This is a genomic window from Frigoribacterium sp. NBH87 (genome assembly GCF_014217665.1).
Taxonomy (GTDB): Bacteria; Actinomycetota; Actinomycetes; order Actinomycetales; family Microbacteriaceae; genus Frigoribacterium; species Frigoribacterium endophyticum.
This window is the reverse complement of the sequence record NZ_CP043650.1, coordinates 1,965,293-1,978,541: the sequence shown is the minus strand read 5'-3', so window position 1 is coordinate 1,978,541 and position 13,249 is coordinate 1,965,293. Positions and strand designations below refer to the sequence as shown.

Sequence of the window (13,249 nt, the reverse complement as noted above, 5' to 3'; positions counted from 1 at the left end):
CCAATTAGGCTCACGGCTGCTGACCGCGCTGGTTTGCTCAGCAGAACGTTGAACGGGCGACGCCAAAGAGGTCAGCAATTTCATTCGTGGTGTGGGCGCCAGTGCGGTGCAACTGCACGAAGTGTTTCGAGACGACATCGTTTACGCCGAAGCAGCTCAGTTCCTCGCCGGCCTCCACACGCTGGCGCGGGAGTGGGGCTCGGGCAACCTCGACGCCGCAACGCGCAAAACCCTATTGGGCTCGATCGCCTCCGTGAAGAAGCAACTCAAGGCCCGCGACCTCCACGGGCCAGGAGCCCTCTTGGACGTCCAAGGTGAGCTCGCGAAAGCCTCTGGGAACGCCCTCTTCGTCGGAATCGAGGAACCGCTGCGAATCCGCGTGAACTTCCTCCGCCCTCGCGAGGTCGACTCGTACGACTGGGATGCCCTCCAAAACGAGACGGAGGAACTGGCGGAAGCTCTCAAGAACTAATAGCCACTTTTCCTATCTGGAAGTGTCATGGGCGCTAGCTCTGTGGACAAGTCTGGCCAGCGTAGGGTCTTTAGCCACCCGCCGGATAGCATCTCGAAATGGTTGATCCTCGTCCTGCTTCAATCGGGAGAGCGTGCCAAAAGGCACCAGAGCCTCGTGCTCCGGATTGATCCTTCCCATCCAGACCGACCACGCATCGTGCACATCAGCTAACGATGTTTCATCGCCACGGGTGAGCACCAGGAGCGCATACAGCTCGTACAGCGCCTTGCCATGCTCCGCGGGACGGTCCTCCGGCTTCAATTCATCCCTAACGGCCAAGGCGATCTTGTCGATGTATTTCATAGCCACACACTCACAGCGAGGGCCGCATTCACGAGAAGAAACACAATGGGCACGAAGCGCTCCACAAATCCCAATTCTGCATACCTATCTCGAAGCTTCGGAACGGGGTCTTTTTTCAGCTGAGCCCACTCGTCCGAGAATGGGGTGATCGGCAAATTGTCGGCCTCAATCTTGTTAATGACGACGAACTTAGCGGTGTTTAGATCACGATAACTGCGTAACTGGAACCACCAGACAACGCTGACCATGACGCCTACGACGGCCAGGAGAAATCCACGCAGGGGATTGATCTCTGCCCCTTCTCCAACGACGGAGAAAAGTGCTGGGGCCCCCAGCAAGGCTGTCTGCAAAGCGACATAAAACTGATTAGCCTGGCCGCGCCGAGCCGACACCCGATCGGCCATTTCAACGGTCAGCTTGTACAGATCAAGAAGTTCGCCGTTGCTTAATGCGCGCGCTCCGCTAGGCACGGTCATTATGCGTTCTTGCCTTCACCAAGGGCTTGGTCGACTACCGCCGCAACCGCCTTCCAAGTCCAGCCAATCGTGCGGTTGCGCTGCAGCCCAGTAGGTAGAGGCGTAAGTGCACCTGCGCCGTTGACGTACACACCGAAAATCGGCACGTTCGCGGCCTTAGCGAAAGCAATCTCTTTCACCACACCCGTGGCCGTATATGTGGTGGGCCCCACCAGAACGATCAGGACGTTTGTCGCCGCGATTTTCGCAGCGATCAATCGTTCCCATTGAGCCTCGGGCAGAGATCTCTTACTCGACCAGTCCTGGACCGTGAAGGGTGTCGGTGAGTCCTTTTTCGCCTGGCCGGCGAAGAGGACCCGCGACGTCGCGTCGTGGTCAAAATCAAAGCTCAAAAATGCCCGTGGCTCAGCCATGTTGTTCCCCAATCTTTGTCGAAGCCTATTGCTCACTGTTTCCTTTGGGCTAGGCCCTCGAGCGCCCAACAACTGCCAGGGACCCGGCATCGCTGGCAAGCTCGGCACCGGCCACTAGCCGGACCTGAACAGAACCCCTTCTCGCAGAGAGTCGTCCATGACTCTCGGGAATGCTAAGGCGAGAGGTCGGGCCCGAGATCCGGCCTCTCGTCTGTGTATGGGCTTGTAGAGACTCACTAGCCCTTCGCCACCAGCCGTAATTGATCGTTTTCAACCGACCCCAACTAGACACTGGAGATCACTTGGAGACTCCACCGCCGACTGCAATGGCGACGCCAACGGCCCATAGAGAAAACGACGCGGCTCCCAAGCTGCACAGCTTGGCGCCGAGGTCGAGTCGAGATCGCCCGTCGCCCCTGTTGTGTCCGAGCACGGTCATCGACGCCGCTAAAAACAGGAAGGCGACCACGGGGATACCGAAACGCGACACGGTCTGGTTCACGACGTACTCGGTCACGGTGCTCGTTCCCTCGGGTAGCTTGTTGACGAACGGAATAGTCATTACCAGCCACAAAGCAGCGGCACTACAGACCACTAACAACACAACTACCCAGATCCATTCTTTCGTCACAAGCAGGTTTCGATTCGTCATGCGGTCAGTCTGTCCTGACCTGTGCGAATCCAGTGCGGCAGATCAATGCATGCAAACGAGTGATATCCGGGCTTCCAAGTTCAACTACGAATTCAGACAGACACTCAAAAACTCTGAATATCTACAAACTTCTTGCGTCTCACTCTTAAGTAAACCAAGCCTGTGGCGCAACTCCTCAACGCAGAGGGCAGCAAGGGGCTTCCTGCCCGTTGAGTATCGCGTTTCCCCCACGGGACGCGCTTCTTGCGGGACGACAGGCAGCCAAACCTTGCCTCCGGATTCATCGCAATATCGTCAGCCAACTGGTGGAGACACGCGGGGCGTCGAGCACCGCTTGGAGCACGATATTGAGTATTCAGTCCATCTTGGCGTGGGCACCCGCCACGCTGTCTCTTGCGGCGGCCTCAGTAAGCCCGGTGATGTTCGTCGTGCCCTGTCTGTGGATGGCCATCTTCATCTTCGTCATCCTGGTCAGCATCCTGGGTAAGCCCCGTCACTCGAAGCGAGCCCTCGCGGTGCTCTCAGTCGTCTACGGGCGCCGTCCCGAGTCACGCGACAGCGCTTAGCGTTGCCTCATGCCCGATCCATCAGCCGGCCCTCCCCGGGACGCGCTGTCCCTGTCGGTGGCTCGACCTACCGTGCGCCTGTGGGTGTGCGGGAACCAGGCGACGCGATGCGGAGCATCCTCGCCAAGCGAGGGGAGCAGCACCCCTACGCGCGGCCGGTGTTCCCAGGTGCGCACGGGCTGTGGCTCGTGCAGCACCTGCCAGCGCCACCTCTCGGGTACGTTGCAACCCGCAGCTCGACGGGCCGCTGGGTGTACGACGTCTACGCGCACTGCCGCGACGACGGCGGCCGCCGGCCGTGGCTGCGGACCTTCGACACGCTTAACGCTGCCGTCGCCTGGGCGATGCAGCATGAGGCGGATACCCGCGCTGATTGAGCGCAGCTCGCCGGAGCCGGAGGTATGGCCGGGGACGGTCCAGCCCCCGGGGCTCGATTCGATGCTGCCGCCGTTCCAGTCATAGCTCCCCGCGGAGCTAATGCGCCGCACCTCGTCGCACTAGGCGACCCTTGATTGGACATCCCAGACTCGAGATTCTGCCCGCTCAACTGCAAATCAGATTGTCGCTCTTCATCAAAAGCGACGATCTAGGCAGCATTTCGACAAACTAACTCGCAGACGACAAAACAAGACCTAGCTAGGCATGTCCACGAACCGCGAGAACATCCCGTGGAACGCCACCGTGATCGTGTCCGTCGGCCCGTTGCGGTGCTTGGCGACGATGAAGTCGGCCTCGCCCTGGCGGGGGTTGTCCTTCTCGTAGGCGGACTCGCGGTGCAGCAGGATGACCATGTCGGCGTCCTGCTCGAGCGACCCCGACTCACGCAGGTCGCTGATCGCGGGCTTCTTGTCGGCACGCTGCTCGGGGCCACGGTTCAGCTGCGACAGCGCGATCACAGGCACCTGCAACTCCTTCGCCATGAGCTTCAGCGCCCGCGAGAACTCCGAGACCTCCTGCTGACGGCTCTCCACCCGCTTGCCCGACGTCATCAGCTGCAGGTAGTCGATCACGACCAGTTTCAGGTTGTGCTGCTGCTTCAGACGACGGCACTTGGCACGGATCTCGACCAGCGTCATGTTCGGCGAGTCGTCGATGAAGAGCGGGGCGTCGTTGATCCGCCCTCGCACCTGGGCGATGTTCGTCCAGTCACGCGCATCCACCGTTCCCTTGCGCATGTTCTGCAGCGGCACGCTCGACTCCGCCGACATCAGACGCATCGCGATCTCGCTGCGCCCCATCTCGAGCGAGAAGAACACCGACGCCTGCCCGTGCTTGATCGACGCCGCCCGCGCCAGGTCGAGCGCCAACGTCGACTTACCCAGGGCCGGTCGCGCGGCCACGATGATCAGCTGCCCGGGGTGGAAACCGTTCGTCAGCGCATCGAGCTGCGCGAAGCCGGTCGGAACGCCGGTCATCTGACCGTCACGGCCCTTGGCCGCCTCGATCTCGTCGATCGCGACCGTCACGGCCTCGTTCAGCGGCACGTAGTCCTCGGTCTGGACTCCCCCAGCCACGTTGTAGACCTCGGCCTGCGCGTTGTTGACCAGGTCGACGACCTCGCCCTCGCTCGCGTAGCCCATCTGCACGATGCGCGTGCCGGCCTCCACGAGGCGCCGCAGCACGGCCTTCTCCGCCACGATCGAGGCGTAGTAGCCGGCGTTCGCGGCCGTGGGCACGACGCCGGTCAGCGTGTGGAGGTACTCCGCGCCTCCGGCCCTCGACAGGTCGCCCGACTTCATCAGCTCGTCGCTGACCGTGATGACGTCGGTGGGCTCGCCGTGCGAGTACAGGCCGAGGATGGCGTCGTAGATGACCTCGTGCTTGGGCACGTAGAAGTCCATGCCGCGCACCGTCTCGATGACGTCGGCCACGGCGTCCTTGCTGAGCAGCATTCCGCCGATGGTGCTCTGCTCGGCGAGGAGGTCGTGCGGGGGCACGCGGTCCATCATGTTGCCGCGGTCGCCGCCGCCCTTCCGGTCACGGTCGCTGGTGTCGCTGGCGAGACCGAGGTGGGCGATCGACATGGGACCTCCGGAGGAGAAGAGACGGTGTTCGGGGCCGTGCCGGGCAGCACGGGAGGCGCTCGAGACCGTTCTACGGCAGACCCCCGACAACCCCTGACCAGACCGTCGCGACCCACCCTGACGAGCGCTGGTACACCTTATGGACACCTAGTTCTCCACAGCAAACAGCCCTGTGGATAACTTTGGGGAGAACCGGTGAGAAACGCCGGAGGCGGTTGGGGACAACTGTGGATCGACCTGTGGAGAAAATGGGGATTTTGCTCGTTCTACCGGCTTTGACCTGGGGTTTCCGTATCCCCACCCTGTGTGCAGAAAATAGTCTGAACCAGGAGTTGAGACTCCCGATTTGACAACTGCCTGTGGACGAGAGATTTGACACGGGGGTTCGCGGACCTGTACGGGCACGGCTCGTGTTCAGCTTCCGGCAACCCCCTCGTTCGGGGGTGGCGGGCGCCGGAGCCGACCCGCGACTCCCCCGGTTCCGCCGCCCGCACAGCCCGCCGGCGCGCCCGAACCACCGACTGATCAACGAACCACGTCAGAACGTGGTTCGTTGATCAGTCCGTGGTTCGAGGGGTTGCGCGCGAGACCCGCGTGGGCCTGGATGGAGTCAGCACGGTCGACCACGCCCGGCGACCGGACGACAGGGGGACGGGCATGACCGACGACCCCTCCGCCCTCGCCCTGCGCGACGCCTCGACCCGCACCGGCGCCTACGCCCTCACCGGGCTGCTCGTCGGCGCCGCCGCCGGGCTCGTCTCCCCCGTGACCGCCTCCGCCCTCACGCTCACCACCGACGGCGACCTCCTGAGCAGCTCGTGGGCTGCCGCGCCCGGCCTCGTCATCGCGTGGCTGCTCTTCGCCTGCTTCACCGTCCCGGTCGGCCTCGTCGCCGGGGCGCTGCTCGGGGCGCTGGTGTCGCTCTTCCGGCCCGTCCTCGCGGGGGCTTCACCGCGCCTCCGCGTCCTGGTGCTGGGCTCGATCTCGGCGGTGCTGTCGACGACGGCCATGGTGCTCGTGGGCGGGTTCGTGCTGCCGTGGCCCGGCTGGGTGCTGCCGGGCGTCGTGTTCGGCGCGCTCGGGCCGCTCCTCGCCGAGCGCTCGGCCGCCGCCCGCGACCGGCGCCGGGCCCTCGCCGAGCTCGACGGCGACCGGGCCTCGTCGTGGGCCGTGTTCTGACGCCCGGGTCTCCCCGGGCGCTGAAGAACCCCGTTCCGTTCACCGCACCCCGACGTAGCGGGGTGCGATGAGCGGAACGGGGTTCGGCAGGGCGCAGCGGGCGAGCTAGAACGGCACCCCGCAGCGCAGCACCACGTTCGCGAACGGAGTCGCCTCACCGGTGCGCACGAACAGCCGCGCGGTGCCGCTGAGCCGCTTGAGCTCCTCGTGCGACACGTGCGCCACCTCGAGCCCGAGCCCGAGCCCGCCGCCGCCGTCGCCGCCGCCGCCAGCACCGAACCGCGCGTCGATCACCTCACCGGCAGCAGCCCCGCGGCTCTCCGCCGCCGCCGTCACGCCCTCGACGACCAGGTCACCCAGCAGCGCGTCCAGCACCCCGGCGAAGCTCGGCAGCCCGTGCACGACCGCGAGGTCGACGACAGGCACCCCGATCGGCTGCGGCAGCCCGCAGTCGGCCACGACCACCAGGTCGCCGTGCCCGAGCCGGCTGATCGCCTCGTTCAGCTGCGCGTTGAGCAGTCCGCCGCGCTTCACGCGCGGCCCTCAGCAGCAGAGCCGGCCCCCGAGGAGGCGCCCCCACCGTCCCCAGGAGCAGCCACGTCACCGTCCAGGTCGGAGTCCACAGACTCCACAGACGGAAGCTCGTCCCCCAGCCCCGGGTACGACGGCTGCGTCCCCGCGCCCGTCACCGAGTACGCCCCCACCCGCACGGCCTCGTGCGCCGCCTCGAGCAGGGTCGCCCCCGCCGCGAGCCGCGCCGCCAGGGCCCCGACGAACGCGTCGCCGGCCCCCGACGAGTCGACCGCCGCCACGCGCGGCGACGCGACGTGGTGCAGGCCTGTTGCGTCCGAGACGATCGCGCCGGCGGATCCGCGCGTGAGCACCACCGAGGGCACCCCGTGCTGGCGCAGGGCGGTGACGACCGCGGCGTCCGCGTCGCGCGCCTCCCCCAGGCCGGCCGAGCCGTCGGTGGGTCCGCCCTCGGGCGAGTCGGAGAACAGGGACACCGACGAGACGGCGTCCTCGCCGAGCTCAGCGGCGTCGGCGACCGACGCCGAGCCCTCGAGCGCCGCCAGCAGCAGGCGCCCCTCGTGCTCGTTGAGCACCAGCGGGTCGGCCAGCCGCACGATCTCCGCGTCGACCGCGACGACGGGCGCCAGGTTCAGCAGCACCCGCCCGGTCGCCAGCCGCGCCGCGTGCTCGATGCCGTCGGCCGGGATCTCGCCCTGCAGCACGACCACCGCCGCCGAGCGCAGCACGTCGGCGTGACGCTCCACGGCGTCGTGCCCGACCGACGCGTTGGCGCCCGGCACGACGACGATCGTGTTCTCGGCGTCGTCGCCGACGCTGACCACGGCCAGCCCGGTGGGGCCGGCCACGACCTCGACGCGCGACGTGTCGACGCCACTCTCGGTCAGCAGCGGGGTCGCCGCCGCCGCGTGCACGTCGTCGCCGACGGCCCCGACCATGACGGTCGACGCCCCGCGACGCGCGGCCGCGACGGCCTGGTTGGCGCCCTTGCCCCCGGGCAGCAGCACCATGCCGGTGCCGATGAGCGTCTCGCCCGGACGAGGCAGGCGCGCCACGGTCACGACCTGGTCGACGTTGATCGACCCGACCACGACGACCGTGCCGGTGACGGTGCCGGCGGCAGGAGTGCCCGAGCGGTCGCCGTCGGCGGGGGAGCCCTGGGCGTCAGCCCCGGCCTCCCCACCCGCCGCAGGCCCGCCGGAGGCGCGGCGCGGCTCCCCCGAGCCGGTCACGTCACCGACGATCCCGGCCTCGAGGCCGTACCCCGCGCCTCCCTCGGTCCCGACCTGCCCGGCGCCGGCCGCACCGGCCGCACCGGCGTCGCCGCCCGCACCGACCTGCCCGGCCGCCGCCGCACCCGCACCCGCACCCGCCTCATCCGCACTGCTCATCAGCTGAAGTCACCCACGTTCTCCTTCGTCACCGTGATGACGTCGACGGCCTCGTCGGCCGCCCCGTCGTCGTCGATCGCCTTGACGGCCTGGTCGACGGCCAGTGCACCCAGCTTGGCGGGCTGCTGGGCGATCGTGCTCGACATGGTGCCGGCCTCGACCGCCTTCAGGCCGTCCTCGGTGCCGTCGAAGGCCGCGACCTTCACGTCGCTGCCGGCGCGCGAGCCGAGCGCCTGGATCGCTCCGAGGCCCATCTCGTCGTTCTCGGCGAAGACGCCGACCGCGTCGGGGTGCGCCTGCAGCAGGTTGGTGGTCACGTCGAGCGCGGTGGCGCGGTCGAAGTTCGCCGTCTGCTGGCCGACCACGGTGATGCCCGGGTACGCGGCGATGCCGTCGGCGAAGCCCTGGCCGCGGTCACGGCTGGCCGAGGTGCCCGCGACGCCCTGCAGCACGATCACCTCGCCCTTCTCGCCGATGGCGGCGGCGAGGGCGTCGGCGGCCTGCTTGCCGCCGGCCACGTTGTCGCTCGCGACGAACGAGGCGACGTCGGCGCCGTTGACGGCCCGGTCGACCGCGACGATCGGCACCGACGAGTCGTTGAGCTGCTTCGCGGCGGGGCCGGCGGCGTCGCTGTCGACCGCGTTGAGGATGACCGCGTCGGCGCTCGAGGCGGCCGTCGCGAGCTGGTTCGCCTGCGTGGCGGAGTCGTTCTGCGCGTCGACCACCTCGAGGTCGACGCCCTGCTTCTTCGCCTCGGCGACGGCGCCGTCGCGCAGCTCGACGAAGAACGGGTTGTTGAGGGTGCTGAGCGAGAGCACGACGGTGGGCTTGTCGGCCTCACCGGCGGGGGTGCGGTTGCAGCCGGCGGCGCCGGTCGTGATCAGGGCGGCGATCGCCGCGATCGTGGCGGTCTTGCGGAACGAGGTCGACTTCATCGTGGGTCCTTCGTGGGGTGCGGGTGGGGGTGGGGGAGAAGAGGAGGGGGAAAAGAGCCGAGGAGGCGCGGGGCGGGCACCCGGGGCGCGCTCGCCCCGGGTGCCCTGCCGCTGCGTCAGGCGTTGCGCGTCTTGCGCCGCAGCACGTCGACGCCGACCGCCAGCGCGATGACGACGCCGATGACGACCTGCTGCCAGAACGACGTGACGTTCAGCAGGTTGAGCCCGTTGCGGATCACGACGAGCACGAGCGCGCCGATGATCGTGCCCGAGATGCGCCCGACGCCGCCGGCCAGGCTCGCGCCGCCGATGACGACGGCGGCGATCGCGTCGAGCTCGTAGCCCGAGGCCGCCTGCGGCTGGGCCGAGTCGAGGCGGCCGGCGAGCAGCAGGCCGGCCAGCGCGGCGAACAGCCCGGCGAGGCCGAAGACGACCACGACGATGCGCTTGACGGGCAGGCCCGAGAGGCGCGCGGCCTCGGCGTTGCCGCCGACGGCGTACATCGAGCGGCCGATGACGGTGCGGTTGAGGATGAACGACGCGATCGCGGCCGCGATCACCAGCACGATGATCGGCACGGGCACCGGTCCGACGTTGCCGCCGAGGAAGGAGACGGCCGGGGGAGTCGCGATCGGGCGACCGTCGGAGACCACGAGGGTGAGCCCCCGCGCCACGCTGAGCATGGCGAGCGTCGCGATGAACGACGGCAGCTTGCCGTACGCGCTCGCCAGGCCGTTGACGACGCCGGCGAGGAGGCCCGTGCCGAGCCCCAGCACGAGCGCCAGCCCGCCGGGCAGCCCCGCCGTGGCGAAGAACCAGCCCGACACCATGGCCGACAGGGCCGCGACCGACCCGACCGAGAGGTCGATGCCGCCGGCGACGATGACGAAGGTCATGCCGAAGGCCAGCACGGCGACCGTCGACACCTGGATGCCGATGTTGAGCAGGTTGCGCCCGGTGAGGAAGTCCGGCGTCGCGATGAACAGGGCGAGGCAGAGCACGACGAGCCCGACGAGGGCGCCGTTGGCGGCGAGGAACGCCTTGATGTCGAAGGAGCGTCGCTGCGCCTTCACGGTGGTGGTGGTCATCTGGGTCGTCTTCCTGGGTTCGTCTGTCGGGGTCAGTTCGTGGGGGCGACGTCGCGGGCGGCGAGCGTCATCAGGGCGTCCTGCGTGGCGTCGGCCGCGGCGACCTCGCCGGCGACGACTCCGTCGCGCATGACGAGGATGCGGTCGCTCATGCCCATCACCTCGGGCAGCTCGCTGCTGACCATGACGACGGCTCCGCCGGCGGCCGTGATCGCGTTGACGAGCTCGTAGATCTCGACCTTGGCTCCCACGTCGACGCCCCGGGTGGGCTCGTCGAGCAGCAGCACGGTCGAGCCGGCGATGATCCAGCGGCCGAAGACGGCCTTCTGCTGGTTGCCTCCGGAGAGCGAGCCGATCTGCTGGTCGATGTCGCGCATCCTGATGCGGAGGCGCGACGCGACCGCCTCGGCCGCCGAGCGCTGCCCGGCGAAGTCGACCAGTCCGGCCCTCGCGCTGCGGGCCAGCGTCGCGTAGCCGAGGTTGTCATTGACGGAGGCGCCCAGCACGAGGCCCTGCGCCTTCCTGTCCTCGGGAACGTGGCCGACGCCCGCGGCGATGGCCCCGGCGACGTCGCCCTTCTTCAGCACCACGCCGCGGACGCTGACGGTGCCGGAGTCGTACTTGTCGACTCCCGCGATCGCCCGGACCACCTCGGTGCGGCCGGCGCCGACGAGCCCCGCGATGCCGAGCACCTCGCCGGCGTGCACCGTGAAGCTGACGTCGCGGAAGACGCTCGAGGTGAGGCCCTCGACGCGCAGCACCTCCTCGGCGGAGTCGACCGGGCCGGTGCCGCGCGGGTACTGCTCGTCGATGTCGCGGCCGACCATCAGGCGAACCAGCTCGGCCTCGGGGGTGCTCGCGGGCACCTCGGCGACGAACTTCCCGTCGCGCAGCACGGCCACGGTGTCGCCGATCTCGGCGATCTCGTCGAGGTGGTGGCTGATGAAGAGCATGCCGACGCCGCGGGCCCGCAGCTGCGCCACGACGGAGAAGAGCTGCTCGGTCTCGTGGCGGGTCAGGGCCGCGGTCGGCTCGTCGAGGATGAGGATGCGCGCGTCGATGCTCAGCGCCTTCGCGATCTCGACGAGCTGCTGGCGGGCGATGCCGAGCGTGCCGACCTTCGTGTCGACGTCGACGTCGAGGCCGATCATCTCGAGGGCGGCGCGGGCGCGGCGCTTGAGTTCGCGGCGGTCGACGATGCCGAACCTCCGCGGGAAGCGGCCCATCATCACGTTCTCGGCGACGCTGAGCGAGGCGACGAGGTTGAGCTCCTGGTGGATCGTCGCGATGCCGAGCTTCTCGGCCGCGAGCGTGCCGGGCAGCGAGACGGGCTCGCCGTCGACGAGCACGCGGCCGCCGTCGGGCTGGTAGACGCCCGACATCATCTTGATGAGCGTGGACTTGCCGGCGCCGTTCTCGCCGAGCAGCACCTGCACCTTGCCGGCGCGGACGTGCACGGTGACGTCGTCGATCACCGTCACCGGGCCGAACGACTTGCTGACGTGGTCGAGGGTGAGCAGCGGGCGATCGTCGTCGATCGTGGGGGTCATGGTCAGTTCCTGCCGAGGGATCGGGGCGGTGTCGGGACGGGAGAGGACGAGGAGGCGCGGATCACCAGTTCGCTCACGAGCGTCACCGACTCCGGTCGCCCCCCGGAGATGACCTCCTGGAGCAGTGCGACGGCGGTGGCGCCCATGTCCTCCACGCTGTGCGAGATGACGGTGAGGGCGGGGTCGATGAGCGAGAACCACTCGATGTCGTCGAAGGCCACGACCGCGACGTCGCGGCCGATGCGCAGGTCGAGACGGTGCAGCATCGCGATCGCGCCGACGGCCATCAGGCTGTCGGCGGCGAGGATGGCGGTCGGCGGCTGGTCGAGGCTGAGGAAGGCGTGCACCGCGGCCGAGCCGCTGGCGGACTGGAAGTCGCCGACGTGCACGAGGGCTGGGTCGTCGCTGAGGCCCTGCTCGGCGATCGCGGCCGTCCACGACTCGAGCCGCTCGCGACCGGTCGAGACGCTCTGCGGGCCGGCGATGTAGCCGACCCGGGTGTGGCCCAGCTCGGCGAGGTGGCGCACGGCGGCGCGGATGCCGGGGCCGCTGTCGGTCGTGACGCTCGGCACGTCGAGGCCGGGCACCGTGCGGTCGACGAAGACGGTCGGCACCTCGCGGGCGAGCAGCGCCTCGATGCTGGCGGAGTCGGTGCCCTGCGGGGCGACGATGACGCCGTCGACGCGGCGCGAGATGAGGGTGTCGAGGTAGCGGTCCTGCTGCTGCTGGTTCTCGTTGGCGTTGCCGAGCAGCGTGACGTAGCCGAGCTCGAGCAGCGCCTGCTCGATGGTGTGGGCGAGGTCGGCGAAGAACGGGTTGCGCACGTCGGAGACGAGCAGGCCCACGGTGTCGGAGCGCGTCGAGCGGAGGGCCCTGGCCTGCGCGTTGGGGCGGAAGTCGAGCTCGCGGACGGCCCGCTCGACGAGCTCGCGCGACTCGGCGGAGGTCGACGGGTTGCCCGACAGCACCCGCGACGCGGTGGCCGGGGACACTCCGGCGCGCGTGGCGACGTCCTTGATCGTGACGGCGTTCATCGGGCTCTACCTCGTTGTAGTGGGGCTGTGGAATCGATTCCATGGAATCGATTCCATGACAGTAGGCGCTGGCCCCCGCCCTGTCAACCGCGCCCCCGCCGGCTGCCGCTCCGCGCTCCTCGCGCCTCCCCGAGTCCCCCGACCCCGCGCCTCCCCGAGTCCCCCGTCCCCGCTCGAGAACCACCGACTGATCAAAGAACCACGCGATGACGTGGTTCTTTGATCAGTCCGTGGTTCTGCGGGGCCTGCTGCTGGCGGCCACTCCACGAAGAACCGCGTTCCGAACCATGAACCGCGGCAGAACGCGGTTCATCGATCGGAACGCGGTTCATGGCGGCGCGCGTGACTCCGCCTCGCTGCCGGGCGATGCAGCCCTCCTAGCGGGGTGCTGCGCGCCGCCCGCTTCGCGGCTGCCCGCATGCCGGGGCCGCGCCTCTCGCCGAGCCCGGAGGACACCCGGTTCCGTTCAACGAACCCCTTTGCAACGGGGTTCGTTGAACGGAACCGGGTGCGCTGAGGAAGCAAGGTGCACCCACCGCGCCCACCACACCGCCCTCGACGAAGAACCGCGTTCCGAACCATGAACCGCGGCA

Annotated in this window: 14 protein-coding genes; 3 read left to right on the top strand and 11 right to left on the bottom strand. The window is 68.5% G+C overall.

Going from position 1 to position 13,249, the window contains the following annotated elements:
* The first annotated feature begins 106 nt into the window (after nucleotides 1-106).
* Nucleotides 107-472, top strand: coding sequence for a hypothetical protein (locus F1C15_RS09225; protein ID WP_185230731.1), 366 nt, complete (start codon nucleotides 107-109; stop codon nucleotides 470-472).
* A 12-nt stretch (nucleotides 473-484) separates the two neighbouring features.
* Here the strand turns inward: F1C15_RS09225 and F1C15_RS09220 are convergent, their stop codons facing one another.
* The 4 genes from F1C15_RS09220 to F1C15_RS09205 all read right to left on the bottom strand — a co-directional run bounded on the left by F1C15_RS09220 (nucleotide 485) and on the right by F1C15_RS09205 (nucleotide 2,358).
* Nucleotides 485-817: a hypothetical protein gene (locus tag F1C15_RS09220; protein ID WP_185230729.1), complete on the bottom strand. Its 333-nt coding sequence runs from the start codon at nucleotides 815-817 to the stop codon at nucleotides 485-487.
* Nucleotides 814-1,293 (bottom strand): hypothetical protein, encoded by a 480-nt coding sequence (locus F1C15_RS09215; protein WP_185230727.1) that lies wholly within the window; start codon nucleotides 1,291-1,293, stop codon nucleotides 814-816. The genes F1C15_RS09220 and F1C15_RS09215 overlap by 4 nt, the downstream gene beginning before the upstream one ends.
* The gene (locus F1C15_RS09210; protein WP_185230725.1) at nucleotides 1,293-1,706 is read right to left on the bottom strand and encodes a TIR domain-containing protein; all 414 of its coding nucleotides are present in this window, start codon (nucleotides 1,704-1,706) and stop codon (nucleotides 1,293-1,295) included. The genes F1C15_RS09215 and F1C15_RS09210 overlap by 1 nt, the downstream gene beginning before the upstream one ends.
* Before the next feature lie 298 nt (nucleotides 1,707-2,004).
* Nucleotides 2,005-2,358: a hypothetical protein gene (locus tag F1C15_RS09205; protein ID WP_185230723.1), complete on the bottom strand. Its 354-nt coding sequence runs from the start codon at nucleotides 2,356-2,358 to the stop codon at nucleotides 2,005-2,007.
* Nucleotides 2,359-3,175: 817 nt separating this feature from the next.
* Between F1C15_RS09205 and F1C15_RS16175 the strand changes: the two genes are divergently transcribed.
* On the top strand, nucleotides 3,176-3,301 hold the full coding sequence (locus tag F1C15_RS16175; RefSeq protein ID WP_255465131.1) for a hypothetical protein: 126 nt from the start codon (nucleotides 3,176-3,178) through the stop codon (nucleotides 3,299-3,301).
* Nucleotides 3,302-3,556: 255 nt separating this feature from the next.
* Here the strand turns inward: F1C15_RS16175 and dnaB are convergent, their stop codons facing one another.
* Complete coding sequence (gene dnaB, locus F1C15_RS09200; RefSeq protein WP_185230720.1) at nucleotides 3,557-4,948, bottom strand: replicative DNA helicase; 1,392 nt, start codon at nucleotides 4,946-4,948, stop codon at nucleotides 3,557-3,559.
* A gap of 657 nt (nucleotides 4,949-5,605) precedes the next feature.
* Between dnaB and F1C15_RS09195 the strand changes: the two genes are divergently transcribed.
* On the top strand, nucleotides 5,606-6,127 hold the full coding sequence (locus F1C15_RS09195; RefSeq protein WP_185230718.1) for a hypothetical protein: 522 nt from the start codon (nucleotides 5,606-5,608) through the stop codon (nucleotides 6,125-6,127).
* A 105-nt stretch (nucleotides 6,128-6,232) separates the two neighbouring features.
* Here the strand turns inward: F1C15_RS09195 and rbsD are convergent, their stop codons facing one another.
* The 6 genes from rbsD to F1C15_RS09165 all read right to left on the bottom strand — a co-directional run bounded on the left by rbsD (nucleotide 6,233) and on the right by F1C15_RS09165 (nucleotide 12,656).
* Nucleotides 6,233-6,661 (bottom strand): D-ribose pyranase, encoded by a 429-nt coding sequence (rbsD, locus tag F1C15_RS09190; RefSeq protein WP_185230716.1) that lies wholly within the window; start codon nucleotides 6,659-6,661, stop codon nucleotides 6,233-6,235.
* Nucleotides 6,658-8,049 carry a ribokinase gene (locus F1C15_RS09185; RefSeq protein WP_219731536.1) on the bottom strand — a complete coding sequence of 464 codons (1,392 nt, stop codon included), beginning with the start codon at nucleotides 8,047-8,049 and terminating at the stop codon, nucleotides 6,658-6,660. The genes rbsD and F1C15_RS09185 overlap by 4 nt, the downstream gene beginning before the upstream one ends.
* Complete coding sequence (locus F1C15_RS09180; RefSeq protein ID WP_185230714.1) at nucleotides 8,049-8,984, bottom strand: substrate-binding domain-containing protein; 936 nt, start codon at nucleotides 8,982-8,984, stop codon at nucleotides 8,049-8,051. The genes F1C15_RS09185 and F1C15_RS09180 overlap by 1 nt, the downstream gene beginning before the upstream one ends.
* A gap of 116 nt (nucleotides 8,985-9,100) precedes the next feature.
* A complete protein-coding gene (locus F1C15_RS09175; RefSeq protein ID WP_056058181.1) occupies nucleotides 9,101-10,072 on the bottom strand; it encodes an ABC transporter permease in 972 nt (323 codons plus the stop codon).
* A 32-nt stretch (nucleotides 10,073-10,104) separates the two neighbouring features.
* The gene (locus F1C15_RS09170; protein ID WP_056058177.1) at nucleotides 10,105-11,622 is read right to left on the bottom strand and encodes a sugar ABC transporter ATP-binding protein; all 1,518 of its coding nucleotides are present in this window, start codon (nucleotides 11,620-11,622) and stop codon (nucleotides 10,105-10,107) included.
* A 2-nt stretch (nucleotides 11,623-11,624) separates the two neighbouring features.
* The gene (locus tag F1C15_RS09165) at nucleotides 11,625-12,656 is read right to left on the bottom strand and encodes a LacI family DNA-binding transcriptional regulator (protein WP_185230712.1); all 1,032 of its coding nucleotides are present in this window, start codon (nucleotides 12,654-12,656) and stop codon (nucleotides 11,625-11,627) included.
* Between the last annotated feature and the right edge of the window lie 593 nt (nucleotides 12,657-13,249).

What these genes read in the sequence shown, in the direction of transcription:
- F1C15_RS09220 (WP_185230729.1), bottom strand. Translation starts at nt 817, where the DNA reads ATGAAATACATCGACAAGATCGCCTTGGCCGTTAGGGATGAATTGAAG.
- F1C15_RS09215 (WP_185230727.1), bottom strand. Translation starts at nt 1,293, where the DNA reads ATGACCGTGCCTAGCGGAGCGCGCGCATTAAGCAACGGCGAACTTCTT.
- F1C15_RS09210 (WP_185230725.1), bottom strand. Translation starts at nt 1,706, where the DNA reads ATGGCTGAGCCACGGGCATTTTTGAGCTTTGATTTTGACCACGACGCG.
- F1C15_RS09205 (WP_185230723.1), bottom strand. Translation starts at nt 2,358, where the DNA reads ATGACGAATCGAAACCTGCTTGTGACGAAAGAATGGATCTGGGTAGTT.
- dnaB (WP_185230720.1), bottom strand. Translation starts at nt 4,948, where the DNA reads ATGTCGATCGCCCACCTCGGTCTCGCCAGCGACACCAGCGACCGTGAC.
- F1C15_RS09195 (WP_185230718.1), top strand. Translation starts at nt 5,606, where the DNA reads ATGACCGACGACCCCTCCGCCCTCGCCCTGCGCGACGCCTCGACCCGC.
- F1C15_RS09185 (WP_219731536.1), bottom strand. Translation starts at nt 8,049, where the DNA reads ATGAGCAGTGCGGATGAGGCGGGTGCGGGTGCGGGTGCGGCGGCGGCC.
- F1C15_RS09180 (WP_185230714.1), bottom strand. Translation starts at nt 8,984, where the DNA reads ATGAAGTCGACCTCGTTCCGCAAGACCGCCACGATCGCGGCGATCGCC.
- F1C15_RS09175 (WP_056058181.1), bottom strand. Translation starts at nt 10,072, where the DNA reads ATGACCACCACCACCGTGAAGGCGCAGCGACGCTCCTTCGACATCAAG.
- F1C15_RS09170 (WP_056058177.1), bottom strand. Translation starts at nt 11,622, where the DNA reads ATGACCCCCACGATCGACGACGATCGCCCGCTGCTCACCCTCGACCAC.
- F1C15_RS09165 (WP_185230712.1), bottom strand. Translation starts at nt 12,656, where the DNA reads ATGAACGCCGTCACGATCAAGGACGTCGCCACGCGCGCCGGAGTGTCC.